Genomic DNA, 22657 nt, shown 5'->3' on the forward strand with positions numbered 1-22657 from the left:
CGCCACCGTGTGGCCATGGACCGCGCCCCGGCAGCCCCCGGCACCCCCGACGTCTTCGATCCCCGCCTCTACGCCGAAGGCGTCCCGCACGCCCGCTACCGGCTGCTGCGCGACCACCGCCCCGTCTCCTGGCAGGCGGAGCCCGAGATCGGGGGATGGCCCGCCGGGCCCGGGTTCTGGGCCGTCACCCGGCACGCCGACGTCGTCCGCGTCCTGCGCGACCACACCGCGTACTCCTCCTGGGCCGGCGCCACCCAGATCCGCGACCCCGACCCCGCCGACCTGCCGTTCCTGCGGACCACCATGCTCAACCAGGACCCGCCCGCGCACGGCAGGCTCCGCCGCCTGGTCTCCCGCGCCTTCACCCCGGCCCGTGTCGACGCCTTCGCGGGCCGGGTCCGCGAGCGGGCCCGCTCCCTGCTGGCCGCCGCCCGGGAGCGCGCCGTGGACGGCGCCGTCGACGTGGTGGGGGCCGTCACCGACGAGTACGCGCTGCTGAACCTCACCGACCTGCTGGGCGTCCCGGCCGCCGACCGGGCCCTGCTGCTGGAGTGGACCGTACGGATCATCGGCTACCAGGACCCCGAGGACGCCCCGGCGCCGCTGCTGGGCCCCGACGGCACGCCGCTGAACCCGCGTTCCCCGGCCCTGCTCGGCGAGATGTTCGCGTACGCCCGCGAACTGGCCGCCCACAAGCGGACGCACCCGGCCGACGACGTGATGACCGCCCTCGCCCGGGCCGCGCTCGACCCCGCCGAACTGGAGATGTTCTTCTTCCTGCTGACCGTCGCGGGGAACGACACCGTCCGCAGCGCCGCGCCCGGCGGGCTCCTGGCCCTCGCGCGCGACCCGGGCGCCTACCGCCGGATCACCGACGGGGACGCCGCGCCGGACCGGGCCGTCGAGGAACTCCTGCGCGTCCACCCGCCCGTGCTCAGCTTCCGCCGCACCGCCGTCCGCGACACCGAACTCGCCGGGCAGCCGGTCCGCGCAGGGGACAAGGTCGTCGTCTTCCACGCCTCCGCCAACCACGACGAACGCGTCTTCGAGGATCCGCACCGGCTCGATCCCGGCCGCTCCCCGAACCCGCACGTCTCCTTCGGCGAGGGCCCCCACGTCTGCCTGGGCGCCCACTTCGCCCGCCTCCAGCTGCGCGTCCTGCACGAGGAGTGGCGCCGCGCCCTGCCCCCGCCCGAACTCGCCGGTCAGCCGCGCCGGCTGGTGTCCAACTTCATCAACGGGATCACGCGGCTTCCGCTGCGGGTGTCCGGGCCGCCCGTGTGACATCGGCGACGAGCTCCGTCACGTCCGGCCCGTAGGCGTCCGAGTTGACGACCTTCAGCAGCAGGCAGAAGGAGTCCCGGCCGTACGTACGGGCCAGTCGCCGGTGGTGCCGGGCCAGGTAACGGGCGGCGGCCTGGTTGCTGTTGGCCGTCTGCCCCGACAGCAGGAACACCGGCCGGGCGCCGCGCTCGGTCGTCAGCCGGGCCAGCAGCACGTGTTCGAGCATCCCCGCCTCCCACCGGTACGTCTGCCCGCCGACGCTGATCGCCCCCCGTTCGGGACCGGGCTCGGTCCCCGTCCCGACCCGGACCCCCGGGAGCAGGGAGGTCAGGTGGGCGGTCGTACGGAGGTTGGAGGCGGGCCCGCCGACGCAGAACTCGGCGCGCTCGCCGAAGCCCTGGCGGGCGCCGTCATGGGTGATCACCTGGACCGTCGCCCCGCAGTCCTTGATCAGGGCGGATATCTCCAGCAGCGCGAAGGCGTCGCTGCGGTGCAGGGAGGACTCCTTGCCGCCCATCTGGCGGTTGGCCACGAACACGCAGTCGGAGCCCGTCGGCAGCCCGAAGAACGCCTGCTTGCGGCGCAGGTCGCGGCGCCACAGATAGGTCCGGGCGAACCAGCCGAACCCGCCGCTGACGGCAGTGGCCACCACCCCGAGCACGATGTTGCGCACGTCGTCGTTCATGCGGCGGATGGTAGCCGCCGCCCGGCCGTCCTGACGCGGGCGGTTCCCTGAAGTTACGCTGCGCCTCGCAGGTCTGACAGACCGTCGACTGGAGGAACCGGATGCGCCGTCCCGACGCACGAAAGTTAGCGCTCGTCGCCCTCGCCGGGGCGCTCGTCTCGACCGGGGCCGCCGCCCCGCCCCCGGACGCCGCCGCCCCGCCCAAGGTCCCGGTGGCGGCGGGCTACGGCGGGGCCGTCGCCACCGTCGACGCCGACGCCTCCGCCGCCGGGATCGCGGTGCTGAAGGCGGGCGGCAACGCCGTGGACGCCGCCGTGGCCGCGGCCGCCGCGCTGGGCGTCACCGAGCCCTACTCGGCGGGGATCGGCGGGGGCGGCTACTTCGTCTACTACGACGCCGCCGCCCGCAGCGTCCACACCATCGACGGCCGCGAGACCGCGCCCAGGAGCGCCACCGCCACCCTGTTCCAGGACAACGGCGTCCCGATCCCCTTCGAGGAGGGCCAGACCAGCGGCCGCTCCGTCGGCGTGCCCGGCACCCCCGCCACCTGGAAGAGCGCCCTGGACGCGTGGGGCACCCGGCCGCTCGGCCAGTTGCTGCGCCCCGCCGAGAAGCTCGCCCGCGACGGCTTCACCGTGGACGCCACCTTCCGGGCCCAGACCGAGCTGAACCAGGACCGCTTCAAGGACTTCCCCGCCACCCGCGAGCTGTTCCTGCCGGGCGGACGGCTGCCCGTGGTCGGCTCCACCTTCAAGAACCCCGACCTGGCCGCCACCTACGCCGAACTCGCCCGCAAGGGCGTCGGCGCGCTCTACCGGGGCCCGCTCGCCGAGGACATCGTCCGGGCGGTCCGCAGGCCCCCCGTCGACCCGGCCGCCACCCGCGTGGTGCGCTCCGGCGACCTGACCACCGAGGACCTGCGCGCCTACGGCACCGAACGGCAGGCGCCCACCCGGGTCGGGTACCGGGGCCTGGACGTGTACAGCATGGCGCCCTCCTCCTCCGGCGGCACCACGGTCGGCGAGGCGCTGAACATCCTGGAGCGCACGGACCTCTCGAAGCTGTCCGAGTCCCAGTACCTGCACCGCTACATCGAGGCCTCCCGGATCGCCTTCGCCGACCGCGGCCGCTGGGTCGGTGATCCGGCCGCCGAGGACGTCCCGACGCGCGAGCTGCTCTCCCAGAAGTTCGCCGACGCGCGCGCCTGCCTGATCCGCCCCGACCGGGCCCTGACCAGCCCGCTGGCCCCCGGCGACCCCCGCCACCCGGCCCCCTGCGCCACCGCGGGCGCGGCCGCCCCGACCACCTACGAGGGGGAGAACACCACGCACCTGACGGTCGCCGACCGTTGGGGCAACGTGGTCTCCTACACCCTGACCATCGAGTCCACCGGCGGCAGCGCCATCACCGTCCCCGGGCGCGGCTTCCTGCTCAACAACGAGCTGACGGACTTCTCCTTCGCCCCGGCCGTCCCCGGCGTGCCGGATCCGAACCTGCCCGGTCCGGGCAAGCGCCCGCGCTCCTCGATGTCCCCGACGATCGTCCTGAAGGACGGCCGCCCGGTCCTGGCCGTCGGCTCCCCGGGTGGCGCCACCATCATCACCACCGTCCTGCAGACCCTGCTCGGCCGGCTGGACCGGGGGCTGCCGCTGGTCGACGCCATCGCCGCGCCCCGCGCCAGCCAGCGCAACCAGACCACCACCGAGCTGGAACCGGGCCTGTGGAACAGCCCGTCGCGCGCCGAACTGGAGGCCCTGGGCCAGGGCTTCCGGCAGAACCCGGAGATCGGCGCCGCCACCGGCGTCGAGCGGCTGCCGGACGGCCGCTGGCTGGCCGCCGCCGAACCCACCCGGCGGGGCGGCGGTGCTGCGATGGTCGTCCGTCCGTCCGGGAGGCCGTAGGGCTCACAGGGCGGTGAGGATCCTCGGGCCGTCTGCGGTGATCGCGACCGTGTGCTCCGCGTGGGCGGCGCGGCTGCCGTCGACGGTGCGCAGGGTCCAGCCGTCCGGATCGCAGGTGTAGTCGTCCGTGCCGCCCGCGATCACCATCGGCTCGATCGCGAGGACCATGCCGGGGCGCAGCTTGGTGCCGCGTCCCGGCGGGCCCTCGTTGGGGACGCCCGGATCCTCGTGCATGGCGCGGCCGATGCCGTGGCCGCCGAAGCCGTCCGGGATGCCGTAGCCGGCGGCGCGGCAGACGGTGCCGACGGCGTGGGCGATGTCGCCGACGCGGTTGCCGGGCACGGCGGCGGCGATGCCGGCCGCGAGGGCGGCCTCGGCCGTCGCGATCAGCCGCAGGTCGGCGGGGCGGGCCCGGCCGACGGTGAAGCTGACGGCGGAGTCGCCGCACCAGCCGCCGAGCTGCGCCCCGAAGTCGGCGCTGACGAGGTCGCCGTCGCGCAGCCGGTAGTCGTCGGGGACGCCGTGCACGATCGCGTCGTTGACGGATACGCACAGCACCGCGGGGAAGGGCACCGGCGCGAAGGACGGCCGGTAGCCCAGGAAGGGGGAGGAGGCCCCGGCTCCGCGCAGGACATCGTGGGCCACCGCGTCGAGTTCCCGCAGGCCGACCCCGACCCCCGCGGCCTCCCGTACGGCGGCCAGGGCCCGCGCGACCACCCGGCCCGGGGCCCGCATCTGTTCGATCGCTTCGTCCGTCTTCAGCTTCACCATGCCAATAACTATACCGGTATAACTTTACCGGGATAGTTATTGGGGTCGGGTGGGTAGGATGGGCGCATGGTCCGCACCCCGTTGACACCCGAAGAGCGCGAGCGCGGCGAGCGTCTGGGCGCCCTCCTCCGAGAGGCCCGGGCGGGCCGCAGCATGGTCGAGGTCGCGGCCGCCGCCGGACTCTCCGCCGAAACCCTGCGCAAGATCGAAACCGGCCGGGCCCCCACCCCCGCCTTCTTCACCGTCACCGCCCTCGCCGCGGCCCTCGGCCTCTCGCTCGACGAGGTCGTCCGCCGCTGCGCCCTCGTCCCCGTCTGAGCCGCCCGGCCGTCCGCCCGGCCGTCCGCCCGGCCGTCCGCCCGGCCGTCCGCCCGGCCGTCCGCCCGGCCGTCCGGCCGGCGCCGGTCCGGGGCGTGTCCGGCGGCCGATCGGCCCAAACGGCGTGGGGAGCGGACCGGCGCGGGGCACAGGTCAAGCCGTGGCAACCATGAACGCAGCCCAGCGGATCGGTCTCGGACTCCTCGGCGCCCTGCTCGCGGCGGGCCTGCTGCTCGCCGCCTGCGCCGCCCCCGACGGGCAGGCGCGCAGCGACGGAGCGGGCAAGGCGGCCCGGCCGCGGCCGTCCGGGAGGGCCTGACGTCAGGTGGGCGCCTCGCGGGTCGCCGCCCCGTCCCCGCGGGCTCCGCGGCCCGCGGCACCCGATCCCGTACGGAGTCCAGCCGTTCCGTGCGCACCACCCGGTAGCCCGCCCGCGGCTCGGCGGACGCGGCCGGGGCCATCCCCGCGAACGGCTCGCCGGCCTCCCGCGAGGTCGGCACCGGCCACAGCCGCGGCGCCGGCCGGCCCGCGCCGGACCGCCGTCAAGCTTTGAGATTCCCGTAGCCCGCCCGTAACGCGGGTGGGATGCAATGCGGGGATGGAGACGCCGACTGCGCTGGCGATCGGGCAATTGGTCGCATACGTTCGGGAGTTGACGCGGAGGCTGGATCCCGCGGCGGGCTGGTACGGAGAGTTCCTGCGGCGGGACCCGGAGGGCGTGCGGGCCTGCCTCGACGGGGTGGCGATGCCGCCGTGGGACGTGCTGGAGTCGCTGCTCGGGGACCTGCCGGGGGATCCCGGGGACACGGCCCGGGAGGCCGCGTACGCCGCCGGGCTGAGGGCGGCCGCCGTCGCCGCGTGGGACGCGGTGCCGGGCGGGGACCGCGAACTGCGCGCCCTGCTCGGCGCGGCCGCCGGGGAGCGGGCCGCCGCGGAGACGGCCCTGCGCGGCCTGACGCTGCGGCTGGACGGCGCCCGCGACCCCGAGGAGGCGGCCGCCCTGTCCCGGGAGCTGGCCTGGACCCACGACGACGCCGCCCGCGCCGCCGCCCGGCAGGCGGACCTGACCGCCCGGCTGCGCGCCCTGCCCCACCCCCTGCCCGCCGTCCCGGCCCAGCGCGGCCCCCTCGACCCGCCCCCGTACGACGCCCCGCGCGGGCGCGAGCCGCTGGCGGGAGCCGGGGGGCCCGGACGGCCGCCGGTCGGGCGGGCCGAGGGCCGGTGGCTGCGCGGAACGCGCCGCTCGGCCGGCGCCCGCTCCCCGGCCCCGACCACCCCGGCCCCGCCGCACCCGGCCCCGACCCCGCCGCACCCGGCCCCGGCCCCGACGCACCCGGCCCCGGCCGCCCCGGCCCCGACCGGCCAGGCCCTGACGCACCCGGCCCCGACCGGCCAGGCCCTGACGCACCCGGCCCCGACCGGCCAGGCCCTGACGCACCCGGCCCCGACCGGCCAGGTCCTGACGCAGCCGGCGCCGGTCGGCCAGGCCCCAACGCATGCGGCTCCGATCGGTGCGGTTCCGACCGGCGGGGTCCCGACGCAGGCGGCTCCGTCCGGCCTGGCCCCGATGCACGCGGCGCCGGCCAGCTCAGCCCGGACGCAGGCAGCCCAGCCTGGACCGGCCCCGTCCGGCCCGGCCCCGATGCCTGCGGCCCAGCCCGGACCGGCCCCGTTCGGCCAGGCCCCGGCGCACCCGGTCCCGACGCACCCGGCCCCGGCGGTCGCGGGCGGCATGGTTCTGCCCGGCGGGGGGTCGCTTCCCGCGCCCCGGGGGGCCCGGTTCGCCGGGGCCGTGCCCGCTGCGGCCGTCCCGCGGCGGGAGGACGCGGACGGGGGCCCCGGGCCCGCGGGCGGCGGGGACGGCGGCGCCGGGCCCCGGCCGGGGTTCGTCGCCGAGCTGGCGGCCCTGCGGGAGCAAGGGCGGACCGGCGAGGCGCACGCCCTGCTGTGCGAGGCCGCCGCCTGGCCCGCCGCCCACCTGCCCGCCCTCGCCGAGGGCCTCGGCCGCGCCGGGCTGGCCGCCGACTGGGCCACCCTGCTCTGGGAGGCGGCCTCGCTCCCGCCCGAGCGGCTCGCCGCCGCGGCCGCCGCCCTCGGCGCGGCCGGCCGGGACGCCGACCGCGACGGGCTGCTGCGCCAGGGCGTGGCCCGCCCCGCCGTCGAGGTCGCCGAAGCCGCCCTCGCCCTCGGCGCCGCCGGCCGGGAGCGGGAGGTCGACGCCCTGCTCGGGGCCTTCGTCCGGCTGCGCACCGCCGAGGAGGCGGCCGCCCTCGCCCGCCGCGACCCGCACTGGTTCGCGCCCCGGCTGCTGGCACAGGCCCGTGCCGTGCCCGGCACCCGGCACCGCGACCTGGCGCACGCCCTGCGCGTGGCGGGGGTCCCGGCGAGCTGAACCGCGCCCGTCTGCTGACCGCAAACGACCGCGTGGCGACGTAACTTGATCGACTACTCCAACCGCGCAGGGTGGTCTTGCCCCGCGCTGTGACGAGGCCTACCTTCGACTCCCTACGCACACCGTCTACGTGCGTAGAAGTCGGCGTTACCGTCGCGAGGAGCAGCTCATGGCCCAAGTCGTCCGCGCCGCACTCGTCCAGGCCACCTGGACCGGGGACACCGAGTCGATGATCGCCAAGCACGAGGAGCACGCCCGCCGGGCGGCCGCCCAGGGCGCGAAGGTCATCGGCTTCCAGGAGGTGTTCAACGCCCCGTACTTCTGCCAGGTCCAGGAGCCCGAGCACTACCGCTGGGCCGAGGCGGTCCCCGACGGCCCCACCGTCAGCCGGATGCGCGAACTGGCCCGCGAGACCGGCATGGTGATCGTCGTACCGGTCTTCGAGCTGGAGTCCGAGGGCTTCTACTACAACACCGCCGCCGTCATCGACGCCGACGGCAGCTACCTCGGCAAGTACCGCAAGCACCACATCCCCCAGGTCAAGGGCTTCTGGGAGAAGTACTACTTCCGTCCGGGCAACCTCGGCTGGCCCGTCTTCGACACCGCCGTCGGCAAGATCGGCGTCTACATCTGCTACGACCGCCACTTCCCCGAGGGCTGGCGCGCGCTCGGCCTGGCCGGCGCCCAGCTGGTCTACAACCCGTCCGCCACCTCCCGGGGCCTGTCCGCGTACCTGTGGCAGCTGGAGCAGCCCGCCTCCGCCGTCGCCAACGAGTACTTCGTCGCCGCCATCAACCGCGTCGGCCAGGAGGAGTACGGCGACAACGACTTCTACGGCACCAGCTACTTCGTCGACCCGCGCGGCCAGTTCGTCGGCGAGGTCGCCAGCGACAAGGAGGAGGAACTCCTGGTCCGGGACCTCGACTTCGACCTGATCAAGGAGGTCCGCGACCAGTGGGCCTTCTACCGCGACCGCCGCCCCGACGCCTACGGAGGACTCGTACAGCCGTGACCAACCCCATTCCCCTGCACAGCCGCCACGCCACCGTCCTGCCCGACTGGCTCGCGCTCTACTACGACCGCCCCATCGAGCTCACCCACGGCGAGGGGCGCCACGTCTGGGACGCCGACGGCAACCGCTACCTCGACTTCTTCGGCGGCATCCTCACCACGATGACCGCCCACGCCCTCCCCGAGGTCACCAAGGCCGTCTCCGAACAGGCCGGGCGGATCATCCACTCCTCCACCCTGTACCTGAACCGGCCGATGATCGAGCTGGCCGAACGGGTCGCCGCCCTCTCCGGCATCCCCGACGCCCGGGTCTTCTTCACCACCTCCGGCACGGAGGCCAACGACACCGCCCTGCTGCTCGCGACGACGTACCGGCGCTCCAACCAGATCCTGGCGATGCGCAACAGCTACCACGGCCGGTCCTTCTCCACCGTCTCGATCACCGGCAACAAGGGCTGGTCCCCGACGAGCCTGTCCCCGCTCCAGACGTACTACGTGCACGGCGCCGTCCGCACCCGCGGCCCCTTCGCCCACCTCGACGACACCGCCTTCACCGCCGCGGCCGTCGCCGACCTGGAGGACCTGCTGGGCCAGGCGCGCGGGGGAGTGGCCGCGCTCATCGCCGAACCCATCCAGGGCGTCGGCGGGTTCACCTCCCCGCCCGACGGGCTCTACGGAGCCTTCCGCGAGGTCCTCGACCGGCACGGCATCCTCTGGATCAGCGACGAGGTCCAGACCGGCTGGGGCCGTACCGGGGAGCACTTCTGGGGCTGGCAGGCCCACGCCCAGAACGGCCCCCCGGACATCCTCACCTTCGCCAAGGGCATCGGCAACGGCATGTCCATCGGCGGGGTCGTGGCCCGTTCCGAGGTGATGAACTGCCTCGACTCGAACTCCATCTCCACCTTCGGCGGCTCCCCGGTCACCATGGCGGCCGGCCTCGCGAACCTCGCGTACCTCCAGGAGCACGACCTCCAGGGCAACGCCCGCCGCGTCGGCGGCCTGCTGCTGGAACGGCTGCGCGCCGTCTGCGCCGCCGTGCCCGCCGTACGGGAGGTCCGCGGCCGGGGCCTGATGGCCGGACTGGAGCTGACGAAGCCCGGTACCGACGACGCCGACCCGCAGGCGGCCGCCGCCGTCCTGGAGGCCGCTCGCGCCGGCGGCCTGCTGCTCGGCAAGGGCGGCGGCCACGACACCAGCGTGCTGCGCATCGCGCCGCCGCTCTCCCTCACCGTCGCCGAGGCGGAAGAGGGCGCCGAGATCCTCGAAGAGGCCCTCCGCAGCATCCGGTAGTCCAGTCCGTAGGGGAGTTCCATGAGCACGCGCACGCTGATCCGCGGCGGCCTGGTCATCACCGCCGCCGACGAGCTCCACGCGGACGTCCTCATCGAGGACGGCCGGATCGCGGCCCTCGCCGCACACGGTTCGGCCGCCGCCGACGTCTGGACCGCCGAACGCACCATCGACGCGAGCGGGAAGTACGTCATCCCGGGCGGGGTCGACGCGCACACCCACATGGAGCTCCCCTTCGGCGGCACCGCCGCCTCGGACACCTTCGAGACGGGCACCCGCGCCGCCGCCTGGGGCGGCACCACCACCATCGTCGACTTCGCCGTGCAGGGCGTGGGCCGTTCCCTGCGCGAGGGGCTCGACACCTGGTACGCCAAGGCCGACGGCAACTGCGCGATCGACTACGGCTTCCACATGATCGTGTCGGACGTCAACGAGCGCACGCTCAAGGAGATGGACGCGCTCGTCGAAGAGGGCATCAGCTCCTTCAAGCTCTTCATGGCCTACCCCGGGGTCTTCTACTCGGACGACGGGCAGATCCTGCGCGCCATGCAGCGGGCCTCCGGCAACGGCGGGCTGATCATGATGCACGCCGAGAACGGGATCGCCATCGACGTGCTCATCGAGCAGGCCCTGGCGCGCGGGGAGACCGACCCCCGCCACCACGGCGAGGTCCGCAAGGTCCTCCTCGAAGCCGAGGCCACCCACCGCGCGATCCAGCTGGCCCGGGTCGCCGGAGCCCCGCTGTACGTCGTGCACGTCTCGGCCGACGAAGCCGTCGCCGAGCTGGCCGCCGCCCGTGACAAGGGGCTGCCCGTCTTCGGGGAGACCTGCCCGCAGTACCTGTTCCTGTCCACCGACAACCTGGAGGAGCCCGACTTCCAGGGCGCCAAGTACGTCTGCTCCACCCCGCTGCGCCCCCGCGAGCATCAGGCGGCGCTGTGGCGGGGCCTGCGGACGAACGACCTCCAGGTGGTCTCGACCGACCACTGTCCGTTCTGTTTCCGGGGTCAGAAGGAGCTGGGCCGCGGGGACTTCTCCAAGATCCCCAACGGGCTGCCGGGGGTGGAGAACCGGATGGACCTCCTCCACCAGGCCGTCCTGGACGGGCACATCAGCCGCCGCCGCTGGATCGAGATCGCCTGCGCGACCCCGGCCCGGATGTTCGGCCTCTACCCCCGCAAGGGCACCATCGCACCGGGCGCCGACGCCGACGTCGTCCTCTACGATCCGCACGCCGAGCAGGTCATCTCCGCCGAGACGCACCACATGAACGTGGACTACTCGGCGTACGAGGGCAGGCGGATCACCGGACGGGTCGATACGGTCCTCTCGCGCGGCGAACTCGTCATCGACCGGCGCGAGTACACCGGCCACGCGGGGCACGGCTCCTTCGTCCACCGCTCCACCTGTCAGTACCTCTAGCGGTGCCGGGGCCCGCACGCCCCGGCACCCGCACTCCCCAGCAAGGAGCGACGCATGGACTTCGGCCTCGTCCTGCAGACCGACCCGCCCGCCTCGGCGGTCGTCAGCCTCATGAAGCGCGCCGAGCGCAACGGCTTCCGCTACGGCTGGACCTTCGACTCCGCCGTGCTGTGGCAGGAGCCGTTCGTCATCTACAGCCAGATCCTGGCCAACACCCGGAAGCTGCGCCTCGGCCCGATGGTCACCAACCCGGGCACCCGCACCTGGGAGGTCACCGCCTCCACCTTCGCCACCCTCAACGACATGTACGGCAACCGCACCGTCTGCGGGATCGGCCGCGGGGACTCGGCGATGCGGGTCGCCGGCCGGGCCCCCAACACCCTCGCCCGGCTCGGCGAGGCCATCGACGTCATCCGCGACCTCGCCGAGGGCCGCGAGGCCGAGGTCGACGGCAATCCCATCCGGATCCCCTGGATCACCGACGGGAAGCTGCCCGTCTGGATGGCCGCGTACGGGCCGAAGGCCCTCGCCCTGGCCGGGCAGAAGGCGGACGGCTTCATCCTCCAGCTCGCCGACCCCTTCCTCACCGAGTGGATGGTCAGATCGGTCCGCGACGCGGCCGCGGCGGCGGGCCGCGACCCGGACGCGATCACCATCTGCGTGGCGGCCCCGGCCTACGTCGGCGACGACCTCGCGCACGCCCGCGACCAGTGCCGCTGGTTCGGCGGCATGGTCGGCAACCACGTCGCCGACCTCGTCTCCCGCTACGGCGAGCACTCCGGCATGGTCCCGGACGCCCTCACCGAGTACGTCAAGGCACGCCAGGGCTACGACTACAGCCACCACGGCCGCACCGGGAACCCGTCCGCCGACTTCGTCCCCGACGAGATCGTCGACCGCTTTTGCCTGCTGGGCCCGGTCGAGGCCCACATCGAGAAGCTGCGCACCCTGCGGGACCTGGGCGTCGACCAGTTCGCCGTGTACGACATGCACGACGCGAAGGAGGCGGTGATCGACGCCTACGGACAGCACGTCATCCCGGCGGTGGGCGGCTGACACCGCCGCCGGCGTCAGCGCCGCTGCGGGGGCACGGCCTCGGCGGGGGACGGGGGACCGGGCGGGGTGCCGTCGCCGAACGGCCGCCCGCCCAGCGCCGCCCGGCCGTGCGGCGCGAGCCAGCCCGACGGGTCGGGGCCCGCGGGCACGATCCCGGACGGGTTGATGTGGCCGTGGACGACGTAGAAGTGCTCCTTGATGTGGCCGAAGTCGACCGTGTCCCCGAAGCCGGGCGTCTGGAACAGGTCCCGCGCGTACGCCCAGAGCACCGGCATCTCGCTCAGCTTGTGCCGGTTGCACTTGAAGTGGCCGTGGTAGACGGCGTCGAAGCGCACGAGCGAGGTGAACAGCCACACGTCCGCCTCGGTGATCGTCTCGCCGACGAGGTAGCGGGAGCGCTCCAGCCGCTCGGAGAGCAGGTCGAGGCGGGCGAAGAGGCGAGCGTACGCCTCCTCGTACGCCTCCTGCGAGGTGGCGAACCCGGTGCGGTACACACCGTTGTTCACGTCCGCGTAGATCCCCTCGTTGACCGCGTCGATCTCCGGCCGCAGCGCCGCCGGATACAGCTGCGGGGCCCCGGCGCGGTGGTGCGCGGTCCACTCCAGCGACAGGTCGGCGGTGATCTGCGCGTAGTCGTTGGTGACCACCTCGCCGCTCGGCACGTCCACGATCGCGGGCACGGTGATGCCCCGGTCGTAGCCGGGGTCGCGGGCGAAGTAGGCCTCCTGGAGCCGCTCTATCCCCAGCACCGGGTCGCGGCCGTCCGGGTCGAGGTCGAAGGTCCAGCTCCGCTTGTCGTGCGTCGGTCCGGCGACGGCCATGGGTAGCGCCTCCTCCAGCCCCAGGAGGCGCCGGACGATCACCGCGCGGTGCGCCCAGGGGCAGGCCCGGCTGACCACGAGACGGTAGCGGCCGGGCTCCACCGGGAAGCCGTCGCGGCCGTCGGCGGTGATCCGGGTGGTGATGTAGCGGCTGTCGCGGGTGTACCCCTTGCCGGGGCGTACGTCACTCATCCCCGGGCCCTACCCAGGAACCGGGGTGGCGAGCGGCCGCTCCACCGGGGCTCCGGCGCCGCTCGTCCCGGCCCCGGCGCGGTTCACCGGGAGTACACCCGGTGTGCGGGACGGCGACGGGAATGCCGGTGGGGTTTGTCAGCGGGGCGTGATGTGATGGGGGCATGATCGATGAATTTCTGGCCCGTGACCTGTCCGCTGTCGAAGAGGCCGTCCGCAAGGCCGCGGCGGTCGAGATCATGCCGAGATTCCGGCAGCTCGCCGCGCACGAAGTCGACCAGAAGAGCGGCCCCCACGACCTGGTGACCATCGCCGACCGGCGGGCCGAGGAGCACCTGACGGCCGAGCTGACCCGGCTGCTGCCGGGCTCGGCGGTGGTCGGTGAGGAAGCCGTCCACGCCGACCCCGGGGTGTACGGGGCGCTGCGCGCCGACGCGCCGGTCTGGATCGTCGACCCCGTCGACGGCACCCGCCAGTTCGTGAACGGCGACCCGGGCTTCTGCACCCTGGTGGCGCTGGCCCTGCGCGGGGAGATACTCGCCTCCTGGACCTTCGCCCCGGCGCTGGACGAGCTGGCGACCGCGGTGCGCGGCCAGGGCGCGTTCGTCAACGGCGAGCGCATCACGGCCGGTTCCCCGCCGCCCGGGGCCGCGCTGCGGGTGGCGATGGCCCATCCCCTCTACACCTCCGACGAGGACAAGCGGACCCTGGAGCGGCTGGACGTGCCCGGCGTCGCCGCCCGGCCGTGCGGTTCGGCGGGGCTGGAGTACCTCAAGGTGGCCCGCGGCGAGATGGACGCCCTGGCCTTCACGTGGCCGTCGGCCTGGGACCACGCGGCCGGACTGCTGCTCGTCGCCGAGGCGGGCGGCGCGCAGTCCACCGTCGACGGGGTCCCCTTCCGGGTGGACCGCGACAACGCCCTGCCCTTCGCCGTGGGCCGGGACGAGACCACCATGCTGCGGGTGCGCGGGCTGCTGCGGGGCGAGTGACCGGGAGGAGCCGTCCTGGACGGGCGCCATATCCTGGGGGCAGAGGCCGCCGCCGGACGAAGGAGCTGTCAGTGTCGTCGATTCTCGACGCAGTCGTGGTGGGGGCGGGGCCCAACGGCCTGACGGCCGCCGTCGAACTGGCCCGGCGGGGCCGCTCCGTTGCCGTGTTCGAGGCGGCGGACGGCATCGGCGGCGGGGCCCGCACCGAGGAGCTGACCCTCCCCGGCTTCCGCCACGACCCCTGTTCGGCGGTGCACCCGCTGGGCGCCGGCTCCCCGGTCTTCGCGACCATGCCGCTGGGCCGCTACGGGCTGGAGTGGCTGCACGCCCCGCTGCCCATGGCGCACCCCTTCGACGACGGCACGGCCGCGGTCCTCGCCCGCTCCGTCGCCGAGACCGCGGCCTCCTTCGGGCCCCGTGACGCGGGCGCCTACCGCCGCCTGGTGCAGCCGTACCTCGGCAAGTGGGACACCCTCGCCCGGGACTTCATGTCGCTGCCGGGCACCGCCCTGCCCCGGGACCCGCTGACCCTGGCCCGCTTCGGCCTGACCGGCCTGCCGCCGTCCACCTGGCTGCTGCGCCGCTTCCGCGACGAGCGGGCGCGCGCCCTGTTCGCCGGTCTCGTGGCGCACGTCAACGCCCCGCTGGGCGGGATCGGCACCGGCGCCGTCGGCCTGGTCTTCGCCCTCGCCGCGCACGCCGGCGGCTGGCCGCTGCCGCGCGGCGGCTCGCAGTCGATCTCCGACGCGCTCGCCGCGTACCTGGCGGACCTCGGCGGCAGCGTGCACACCGGCTTCGAGGTCAAGCGCCTCGACGACCTGCCGCCCGCCCGCGCGTACGTCTTCGACACCTCACCGACCGCCCTCGCGCGGATCGCCCGCCTCGGCCGCGCCTACGACGGATACCGGTACGGGCCTTCCGTCTTCAAGCTCGACTACGCGCTGGACGGGCCGGTGCCGTGGACCGCCGAGGCCCCGCGCCGGGCCGGCACCGTACAGATCGGGCCCACCACCCGTGACATCGACGCCGCCCTCCAACTGGCCTCGGGCGGCCGCGCGCCCCGCACCCCGTTCCTGATCACCGCCCAGCCCAGCCTGGTCGATCCCGGCCGGGCCCCCCGCGGCAAGCACGTCTTCTGGGCGTACGGGCACGTTCCCGCGGGCTGGGACGGAGACCTCACCGACGCCGTCGAGCGGCAGCTGGAGCGCTTCGCCCCGGGCTTCCGCGACCTGGTGCTGGCCCGCGCCACCGCCGGTCCGCCGCAGCTCGCGGCCCGCAACCCCAACTACGTCGGCGGGGACATCGCCTGCGGCGCCACCTCCGGCCTCCAGCTGCTGCTGCGGCCGAAGATCACCCCGTCCCCGTACTCCACGGCCCACCCGGCCGTCTTCCTCTGCTCCTCCGCCACCCCGCCCGGCCCGGGCGTCCACGGGATGTCCGGGCACAACGCCGCCAAGGCGGTCTGGCGCCACCTGCGAAAGGCATCCTGATGGTCCGCATCACCCTGGTCCGGGGCGACATCACCGCCGAGCCGGCCGACGCGATCGTCAACGCCGCGAACTCCTCGCTGCTCGGCGGCGGCGGGGTGGACGGAGCGATCCACCGCCGCGGCGGCCCGGAGATCCTCGCCGCCTGCGAGGACCTGCGGCGCTCCCACTACGGCAAGGGCCTGCCCACCGGCCGCGCCGTCGCCACCACGGCCGGCCGGCTGCCCGCCGGGCACGTCATCCACACGGTCGGACCGGTCTGGTCCCGGGAGGAGGACCGCTCGGCGCTGCTCGCCTCCTGCTACCGCGAGTCGCTGCGGGTCGCCGACGGCCTGGGCGCCCGGACCGTGGCGTTCCCCGCCGTCTCGACCGGCGTCTACGGCTGGCCCATGGCCGACGGGGCCCGGATCGCCGTCGAGACGGTCCGGGCGGCGCGCACCGACGTCGAGGAGGTCCGCTTCGTGCTCTTCGACGAGACGGCGTACGCGGCCTTCGCGGCCGCGGTCGCGGCCGACGGGCCCTGACGGCCGGTTCAGGGCCGCCGGGAGGCGCTGCCCGGACTGGGCCGGGGGTAGGTCCGGGACTGCTTCACGCTGCCGAACGCGAAGCTCGACTCGATGGAGGCGATGCCCGGAATGGCGTGGACGCGGTGGCGCACGAGGGACTCGTAGGCCTCCAGGTCCTCGATGACGACGCGCAGCAGGTAGTCGCTGCTGCCCGCCATCAGGTAGCAGTCCTGGATGTGCTCGATCACCGCCACGTGCTCCTCGAAGGCGGCGACCGCCTCCGCGGTGTGCCGCTCCAGGCGGATGCGGACGAACACGGTGACCGGCAGCCCGAAGGCGACCTGGTCGACCATCGCCGTGTAGCCGCGGATCAGGCCCGCCTCCTCCAGCCGCCGGACCCGCCGCAGACAGGGCGAGGGGGACAGCCGCACCCGGTCGGCGAGGTCCTGGTTGGAGAGCCGGCCGTCGGCCTGCAACTCCCGGATGATCTGCAGATCGACGGCGTCCATGGCCACGCTCCGGCGCTCCTCGGCTCATTCCGGTGCCGCCCCGGCGTTCCGTGGCAGATCCTGCCCCAAACGTATGTCCGAGAGGCAGAACTGGCAATCGGCTGCCCCGGCCGAAGCCCTAGCGTTGCGGGAGCACGGACCGGACCGGTCCGGGCCCCGGAGGCTGGAGTTTTCCTTGGTCGCGACGAACACCACCCGAGCGGCCACGTCCCCCGACGAGGCGGGCCCGCGTGCCGGTGACCCCGGCAGGCGCGGGCCTTCCCCCCGGCCGGCCCGCCGGTTCACCCCCCGGCCGTTCCGCCGGGGCGTCCCCCGCCTGTCAACGCAGGCCGAGGGCATGGCCGCGCTGTTCGTGACGGTGGCCATCTGGGCCGCCTTCGCCCTCAGCGCCCGCGCCCTGAGCTCCTCCACCCTGCTGCCCGCCGACGCCGCCCTGCTGCGCTTCGGCGTGCCCCTGGTCGTCCTGCTCCCCGCCCTGTGGAAACGCCGGCGGGCCATCGCGGCCGTCCGGCCGGGCCCCGCCGCCAAGATCGTCTGCGGTGCGGGAGTGCCGTTCTTCCTCGCCGCCATGCACGGCGGCGCCCTCACCTCGGCCGCCTTCGTCGGGTCGATCGTCCCCGGCATGGTCCCCCTGTTCGTCGCGGCGCTGATGACCGCCCGGGGCCGCGGCGTGCCCCGGGGCACCCAGGCCGGCGGGCTCGTCCTGATCGCCGCCGGAGTGGCCGCCCTCGTCTGGCGCTACGTCGTCCCCGTCGACGCCGCCGTTCTGGAGGGCGCCGGCACCCTGCTGGTGGCCAGCGGGCTGTGGGCCCTGTACACGGTGGGCCTGCGCGACGTCGGGCTCGACCCGGTCGGCTCGATCGGCCTGCTCTGCCTGCCCTCCTTCGCCGTCATCGGCCTGCTGGTGCTGGCCGGGGTGCTCCCGACCGGCCTCGCCCACGCGGCGGGCACCGACATCGCGCTGTTCCTCGTGGTGCAGGGGCTCGGCGTCGGGCTCTGCGCCGGTCTGCTGTACGCCTTCGCCATCCGCAGGCTGGGCGCCGAGCGCAGCTCCGTCGTCGGCAGCCTCAGCCCCGTCGCCGTCGTCCTCCTCGCCGTCCCGGTGCTCGGCGAATCCCCGACCGCCGCCGTGCTGATCGGCGTCCCCCTCATCACCGTCGGCGTGGTCCTCGCCAACCGCCGCCCCGCCGCCCCCGCCGCCCGTCCGCTCCCGCGCCCCGAGGTCCCCGCAGATGCTTGAGCTCCTTCCCCCGCCGCCCACCGACCCGCTGTGGGACCTCACGTACGAGTACGGCTGTGACGAGCGCGCCGAGCGGCTCAACCTGGTCCTCGGCGTCTACCGCGACCACACCGGCCGGACGCCGGTGATGGCCGCCGTACGGCAGGCGGAGATCCGGCTCGCGGAGCGTTCGGAGTCCAAGGAGTACCGGGGGCTGTCCGGCAACGCCGCTTTCAACCGGGCCCTGCTGAGCATGGTGCTCGGCCCCGGGGAAGGGGCGGAGCGGGCGGCGGCCGTCCAGACCGTCGCGGGCTCCGGCGCGCTGCGCCTGCTGGCCGACCTGATCTGCCGGACCCGCCCGGGCACCACGGTGTGGATCAGCGACCCGGCGTACGTCAACCACCGGCCCATCCTGGAGGCCGCCGGGCTGCGGGTGCGCACCTACGGCTGGTGCGACCCCGAGGGCGGCTTCGACTCCGCCGGGGTGCTGCGCGAGCTGGGGCGGGCGCGGCGTGACGACGTCGTCCTGCTCCAGGGCTGCTGCCACAACCCCACCGGGGCCGATCCGTCCGCCGAGGACTGGACGGCGCTGGCCGCACTCGCCGTCCGCGACGGCTGGGTGCCCTTCGTCGACCTCGCCTACCACGGTCTCGGCGACGGGCTGGAGGCCGACCTCGCGCCCACGCGCCTGCTGGCCGCGCGGGTGCCGGAGATGCTGGTCGCGGTGAGCTGCTCGAAGAATTTCGGCCTCTACAGCGACCGCACCGGCTGCGCCATCGTCCTCGGCGCGTCCGGCCGTTCGGTGCGGCACGCCGAGACGGCGCTGCAGAACGCCGCCCGCACGCTGTACTCGATGCCGCCCGAACACGGCGCCGCCGTCGTGACGGCGATCCTGGAGGACGCGGACCTGCGCACGCTCTGGCGGGAGGAACTGGAGGTCATGCGCGCCCGGATCGAGGCCAACCGCGGGGAACTGGCCGCCCGTCTGGACGCGGCCGGCCACGGGAGGGCGGCCCGCTCGCTCGCCCGCCAGCGCGGGATGTTCTCGATGCTGCCGCTCACTTCGCGGGAAATGCTGCGGCTGCGCCGGGAACACGCGATCTACGGCACCACCTCCGGCCGCGTCAACATCGCGGGCCTCCCCGCCGACCGGGTTCCCTGCCTGGCCCGGGGCGTCGCGGCGGTCCTCGGCTCGCGCTGAGCCTCCCGGCGCCCCCTCGCCCCGGGGCGGGGGAGTGGCCGGATAGAACGTGCGTCGGGTGGCCGCCAGTTGGGTGTGTGGCATCATGGCCGCGTTGTCCGACCGCTGGGTTCGCCGGAGGACTGAGGGATGAAGTTACCTGGCTCCGCGTTACCGGTGTCGGAGGACAGGCGGCTGCGCCGCCGCCTCAAGAAGGTCCGTCAGACCTGTGAGGCCCTGCTCGAAGAGTGGGGCATGGAACACGGCTGTGGAATAGACGAGTTGCTGCGCCGCCTCAGCGAACGGCGCGAGCGGCCCATCCACGTGATGGCCACGCCCTTTCCCGAACGCCACCTGTTCGGAATCTGGCTGAAGATGGACGACTTCGACGTCATCGTGTTCGAGCAGGCGGCGACGCCCTCCCACAAAGAGCACATCATCGCGCACGAACTCGCGCACATCGCCTTCGACCACAGCGGCTCCGTACGCCTGGACCAGACCGGTCCGGCCGGCCCGGGCCGGCTGCTCCCCGACGTCGAACCGGAAGCCGTGCGGAGCATCCTGATGCGCTCCCGCTACAGCGACGACGAGGAGCAGGAGGCCGAGACGATGGCCTCCCTCATCCTGGCGCGCGCCGCGAAGCGCTGGACCGAACCGGCCTGGGGCGTCCCCGCGGAGGCCGCGGAGATCGTGGCCCGCATCGAGCGCGGTCTGGGCCGGCCCGACCAGGGGCCCGTGTGATCTACACGATCCTCGCGTGGGTCTGCGCCTTCGTGGGCCTCGCCGCCTTCGGCTACCGCCTGCCCGACCTGCTGCGCCGCCGCCACGACATCGCCCTGTGGGCGCTGTGCACCTACTTCCTGTGCTCCGGCGTCAGCTTCCTCGTCGACCTGGACCAGCTGCGGCTGCACATCTCCGCCTTCTTCGGGCTGGCGAACATCACCTCGCTGATCACCCAGGCCGCGGTGGTCGTGCTCACCGCCGCCCAGCAGGTCGTCCTCGTCTACTGGTCGGCGCCGCCCGCCGAGGCCCCGCGCATGGCACGCCGCCGCGTGCTCGGTTTCGGGGCCGCCCTCGCCGTGCTGGTGGTGTCCTCCTTCTACGCCGGCCCCGTGGCGCACTCGGAGACGGCCACCTCCACGATCCTGCTCAGCATCCAGCACGGCGAGTACGCCCTCTACATGACCTTCTACCTGCTGGTCTGCGCCGTGGGGCAGTTCGAGACGGTGCGGCTGTCGCTGCGCTTCACCTCGATGGCCAACCGGCAGTGGCTCAAGGTCGGCATGCGCACGGTCACCGTCGGCGCCGCCATGATCCTCGTCTACTGCGTCACCCGGGGCATCCAGATCGCCGGCACCCGGCTGCACTACTCCGCCGACGCCCTCGACCCGGTCCAGTGGACGAGCGGCAGCGTCGGCGCCCTGCTGCAGATCGCCGGCTGGACCATCCCGTCCTGGGGCATCCACCTCACCCGCGCCCGCGGCTGGCTCCGCAGCTACCGCTCCTACCTGCGGCTGCGGCCCCTGTGGTGGGCGCTCTACCAGGCGTCGCCCGACATCGCCCTGGACCCCCCGCGGTCCTGGCTCGGCGACCTGGTCCCGCCCCGCGACCCCCAGTACAGCCTCTACCGGCGCGTGATCGAGATACGCGACGGCCAGCTGATCCTGCGCACCGCCCTCTCGATGGCCGAGTTCTCCCGCGTCGCCCGTTCCCTGGACCTCCCCCAGGACCCCACCACCCCGCTCGGCGAGGCGCTCCAGGTGCGCGCCGTGCTGAGCCGGCCCGCCGAAGAGCGCGCCGAGCGGGCCGAGCGCGCCGACGCCGAGTCCGACATCCCGGCGCGGCCGCCCTACGAGGACTTCCGCGACGAGGTGGAGTGGCTGACCCGGGTGGCGGACTCCTTCGAGGCCCTCGGCCAGAGCCGCCCCGGGCCGGTCGGCGCCGGCCTGCTGTCATGACCCGCCCCGGACGCCCCGGCGGGCCCCCGCCGCGCCCGCCCGTGGGCCCGCCCGTCTCCGCGGCCGAGGCCCTCGCCGAGGCCGGCCGTCTGGTGGCCCTCGACTCCGGTCGCGGCGCCACCGCCGCCGTGCCCGCCGTACGGGAGGCCGCGTCGCGGATCCCGGAACTGTCGGCCGACCCGGCGGCGCTGCGCGGCCAGGACGCCGACCGGCTCGCCGCCCTCGCCGAACTGTGCGAGGTGATCGGCTGGATCCTCTTCGACGCGGGCCGCTACCGCCCCGCCCACCGGATGAACGCCCGGGCCCTGGGTCTGGCCCGGCTGTGCGGGGACCGCTGGACGGCCCGGCTGGTCCTGCTCAACCACAGCATGCTCACCGCCCACACGGGCCGCCCGCGCGCCGCCCTGCGCAGCGCGGAGCGGGTGGCCGGGCCGCGCCCGCTGCCCGCCCGGGTCACCAGCCTGGTCCTGGTGCGGCGCGCGCACGCGACCGCACTGCTCGGCGCGCACCGGAAGCCCCTGGAGCTGATGGCCCGGGCCCGCAGCCGCTTCCTGGACGGCCCCTCCCGCCGGGACCCGCACTGGGCGTGGTGGATCGACGAGGCGGAGCTCCTCGGCCACCACGGCTGGGTGCAGGCCCGGCTGCGCCGCTGGGACCGGGCCGTCCCGCTGCTGTACGAGGCGGTCGCCGCGCCCGGGCCCGCCTACCGGCACCTGTTCACCGCGGAGCTGCTGGCCGCGCTGGCCGGGGCCGGGGCGTGGCGGGAGGCGGAGGACCTGATCGCGCGGCTGGCGCCCCGCGCGGCGGGCATCGGCTCCGTCCGGGCCACCGAGCGCCTCGCCCGGACGGCGGCGGCCCTGCGCCGGAGGCCGGGGGCCCCGGGCGGGGTGCGGGACGCGGCGGCCTTCCTGCTGGAGTCGCTGCCCGCCTGACCGCCCGCGCCCGCCCGCGCCGCCGGGGGGCCGGACACCCCCGCGCTGCCCGGCCCGCCCGCACGCCCCCCCCCGACGACGTCCACGACCCACACCACGGCACCACGGACACCACAGACAGGACCACGACATGCGACCCATCCGGATCTCGACGCCCGCGGCCGCCCTGCTGGCCGCCGCGGCCCTGCTCTTCGCGCTGGGCGGACCCGCGTCGGAGGCCGCCTTCGGCACGCGCACGGCCACGGCGGCGAGCGAGCAGAACGTCGCCGAGGAGGGCAGTCCGTACATCTCGACGCATCTCTACTTCGGCACCGGGCGGCACAACGGCAACCCGCCGATCACGGAGGAGCAGTTCATGAAGTTCGTCGCCGACGTGATCACCCCCCGCTTCCCCTCCGGGCTCACCCTCCAGGAGGCCCGCGGCCAGTGGCGCGACAAGGAGGGCGACATCAACCGCGAGAGATCGTACGAGCTCACCGTGCTGTACCCGGTGCGCGAGTCCCGCGCCCGCAACGCGGACATCGAGTACATCCGCAAGCTGTACTGCAAGACCTGGGAGCTGGAGTCGGTGGGCCGGGCGGACGTGCGCGCGCAGGTCGACTTCTGAGCCTGCCGGACGCCTGCCGGACGCCTGCCGGATCCGTTCGCACGGGTCCGGCAGGCGCCGGCCGACGCAGCGCCCCGCGCCGAGCCCTCGGATAGGGTGAATCGGTAGGAATCGGACCCCCCGG

At 74.8% G+C, this 22657-nt stretch carries 22 protein-coding genes; 18 read left to right on the forward strand and 4 right to left on the reverse strand.

Going from position 1 to position 22657, the window contains the following annotated elements:
• The first annotated feature begins 15 nt into the window (after positions 1-15).
• Positions 16-1284, forward strand: coding sequence for a cytochrome P450 (locus ACGFXC_RS00495; RefSeq protein WP_393708077.1), 1269 nt, complete (start codon positions 16-18; stop codon positions 1282-1284).
• Here the strand turns inward: ACGFXC_RS00495 and ACGFXC_RS00500 are convergent.
• Positions 1244-1969, reverse strand: coding sequence for a hypothetical protein (locus ACGFXC_RS00500; RefSeq protein ID WP_393708078.1), 726 nt, complete (start codon positions 1967-1969; stop codon positions 1244-1246). The two genes, ACGFXC_RS00495 and ACGFXC_RS00500, sit on opposite strands and share 41 nt — an antisense overlap.
• Before the next feature lie 101 nt (positions 1970-2070).
• Here ACGFXC_RS00500 and ggt point away from each other — a divergent pair, with 101 nt between their 5' ends.
• Positions 2071-3870: a gamma-glutamyltransferase gene (gene ggt / locus ACGFXC_RS00505; protein WP_393708080.1), complete on the forward strand. Its 1800-nt coding sequence runs from the start codon at positions 2071-2073 to the stop codon at positions 3868-3870.
• 3 nt (positions 3871-3873) lie between these two features.
• On the opposite strand, the gene map is transcribed toward ggt, so the two are convergent.
• Positions 3874-4641 (reverse strand): type I methionyl aminopeptidase, encoded by a 768-nt coding sequence (map, locus tag ACGFXC_RS00510; protein WP_393708082.1) that lies wholly within the window; start codon positions 4639-4641, stop codon positions 3874-3876.
• Between the two features lie 66 nt (positions 4642-4707).
• Here map and ACGFXC_RS00515 point away from each other — a divergent pair, with 66 nt between their 5' ends.
• The 7 genes from ACGFXC_RS00515 (at position 4708) to ACGFXC_RS00545 (ending at position 12133) form a co-directional block, all read left to right on the forward strand.
• The gene (locus tag ACGFXC_RS00515; protein ID WP_351819369.1) at positions 4708-4959 is read left to right on the forward strand and encodes a helix-turn-helix transcriptional regulator; all 252 of its coding nucleotides are present in this window, start codon (positions 4708-4710) and stop codon (positions 4957-4959) included.
• 169 nt (positions 4960-5128) lie between these two features.
• On the forward strand, positions 5129-5278 hold the full coding sequence (locus ACGFXC_RS00520) for a hypothetical protein (RefSeq protein ID WP_393708084.1): 150 nt from the start codon (positions 5129-5131) through the stop codon (positions 5276-5278).
• A gap of 333 nt (positions 5279-5611) precedes the next feature.
• A complete protein-coding gene (locus ACGFXC_RS00525) occupies positions 5612-7351 on the forward strand; it encodes a hypothetical protein (protein WP_393708086.1) in 1740 nt (579 codons plus the stop codon).
• Positions 7352-7520: 169 nt separating this feature from the next.
• Positions 7521-8363 carry a nitrilase-related carbon-nitrogen hydrolase gene (locus ACGFXC_RS00530; RefSeq protein WP_393708088.1) on the forward strand — a complete coding sequence of 281 codons (843 nt, stop codon included), beginning with the start codon at positions 7521-7523 and terminating at the stop codon, positions 8361-8363.
• Positions 8360-9655: an aspartate aminotransferase family protein gene (locus ACGFXC_RS00535; protein ID WP_393708090.1), complete on the forward strand. Its 1296-nt coding sequence runs from the start codon at positions 8360-8362 to the stop codon at positions 9653-9655. The genes ACGFXC_RS00530 and ACGFXC_RS00535 overlap by 4 nt, the downstream gene beginning before the upstream one ends.
• 21 nt (positions 9656-9676) lie before the next feature.
• Positions 9677-11077, forward strand: coding sequence for a dihydropyrimidinase (gene hydA, locus ACGFXC_RS00540; protein WP_393708092.1), 1401 nt, complete (start codon positions 9677-9679; stop codon positions 11075-11077).
• Positions 11078-11131: 54 nt separating this feature from the next.
• Positions 11132-12133, forward strand: a complete 1002-nt coding sequence (locus ACGFXC_RS00545) for a TIGR03842 family LLM class F420-dependent oxidoreductase (RefSeq protein ID WP_393708094.1) — start codon at positions 11132-11134, stop codon at positions 12131-12133.
• 14 nt (positions 12134-12147) lie between these two features.
• Here the strand turns inward: ACGFXC_RS00545 and ACGFXC_RS00550 are convergent, their stop codons facing one another.
• Positions 12148-13146: a glutathione S-transferase family protein gene (locus ACGFXC_RS00550; protein ID WP_393708096.1), complete on the reverse strand. Its 999-nt coding sequence runs from the start codon at positions 13144-13146 to the stop codon at positions 12148-12150.
• A gap of 164 nt (positions 13147-13310) precedes the next feature.
• Between ACGFXC_RS00550 and ACGFXC_RS00555 the strand changes: the two genes are divergently transcribed.
• From ACGFXC_RS00555 to ACGFXC_RS00565, 3 genes are all read left to right on the forward strand, one after another.
• A complete protein-coding gene (locus tag ACGFXC_RS00555; protein ID WP_393708098.1) occupies positions 13311-14135 on the forward strand; it encodes an inositol monophosphatase family protein in 825 nt (274 codons plus the stop codon).
• 71 nt (positions 14136-14206) lie between these two features.
• On the forward strand, positions 14207-15625 hold the full coding sequence (locus ACGFXC_RS00560) for a phytoene desaturase family protein (protein ID WP_393708099.1): 1419 nt from the start codon (positions 14207-14209) through the stop codon (positions 15623-15625).
• The gene (locus tag ACGFXC_RS00565; RefSeq protein WP_393708101.1) at positions 15625-16146 is read left to right on the forward strand and encodes an O-acetyl-ADP-ribose deacetylase; all 522 of its coding nucleotides are present in this window, start codon (positions 15625-15627) and stop codon (positions 16144-16146) included. The genes ACGFXC_RS00560 and ACGFXC_RS00565 overlap by 1 nt, the downstream gene beginning before the upstream one ends.
• A gap of 8 nt (positions 16147-16154) precedes the next feature.
• Here ACGFXC_RS00565 and ACGFXC_RS00570 read toward each other — a convergent pair whose 3' ends face one another.
• Positions 16155-16637: an Lrp/AsnC family transcriptional regulator gene (locus ACGFXC_RS00570; protein WP_393708102.1), complete on the reverse strand. Its 483-nt coding sequence runs from the start codon at positions 16635-16637 to the stop codon at positions 16155-16157.
• Positions 16638-16974: 337 nt separating this feature from the next.
• On the opposite strand from ACGFXC_RS00570, the gene ACGFXC_RS00575 reads away from it, so the two are divergent.
• The 6 genes from ACGFXC_RS00575 (at position 16975) to ACGFXC_RS00600 (ending at position 22533) form a co-directional block, all read left to right on the forward strand.
• Positions 16975-17877 carry an EamA family transporter gene (locus tag ACGFXC_RS00575; RefSeq protein ID WP_393708104.1) on the forward strand — a complete coding sequence of 301 codons (903 nt, stop codon included), beginning with the start codon at positions 16975-16977 and terminating at the stop codon, positions 17875-17877.
• Complete coding sequence (locus ACGFXC_RS00580; protein WP_393708105.1) at positions 17870-19057, forward strand: aromatic amino acid transaminase; 1188 nt, start codon at positions 17870-17872, stop codon at positions 19055-19057. The genes ACGFXC_RS00575 and ACGFXC_RS00580 overlap by 8 nt, the downstream gene beginning before the upstream one ends.
• A 129-nt stretch (positions 19058-19186) precedes the next feature.
• Positions 19187-19777, forward strand: a complete 591-nt coding sequence (locus ACGFXC_RS00585) for a hypothetical protein (RefSeq protein WP_393708107.1) — start codon at positions 19187-19189, stop codon at positions 19775-19777.
• Positions 19774-20994, forward strand: coding sequence for an MAB_1171c family putative transporter (locus tag ACGFXC_RS00590; protein ID WP_393708109.1), 1221 nt, complete (start codon positions 19774-19776; stop codon positions 20992-20994). Before ACGFXC_RS00585 ends, ACGFXC_RS00590 begins: the two co-directional genes overlap by 4 nt.
• Positions 20991-21926, forward strand: coding sequence for a DNA-binding protein (locus tag ACGFXC_RS00595; RefSeq protein WP_393708111.1), 936 nt, complete (start codon positions 20991-20993; stop codon positions 21924-21926). The genes ACGFXC_RS00590 and ACGFXC_RS00595 overlap by 4 nt, the downstream gene beginning before the upstream one ends.
• A gap of 130 nt (positions 21927-22056) precedes the next feature.
• Positions 22057-22533 carry a DUF3574 domain-containing protein gene (locus ACGFXC_RS00600; RefSeq protein WP_393708112.1) on the forward strand — a complete coding sequence of 159 codons (477 nt, stop codon included), beginning with the start codon at positions 22057-22059 and terminating at the stop codon, positions 22531-22533.
• The last annotated feature ends 124 nt before the right edge of the window (positions 22534-22657 follow it).

The organism is Streptomyces sp. NPDC048507, from assembly GCF_043199995.1.
GTDB lineage: Bacteria > Actinomycetota > Actinomycetes > Streptomycetales > Streptomycetaceae > Streptomyces.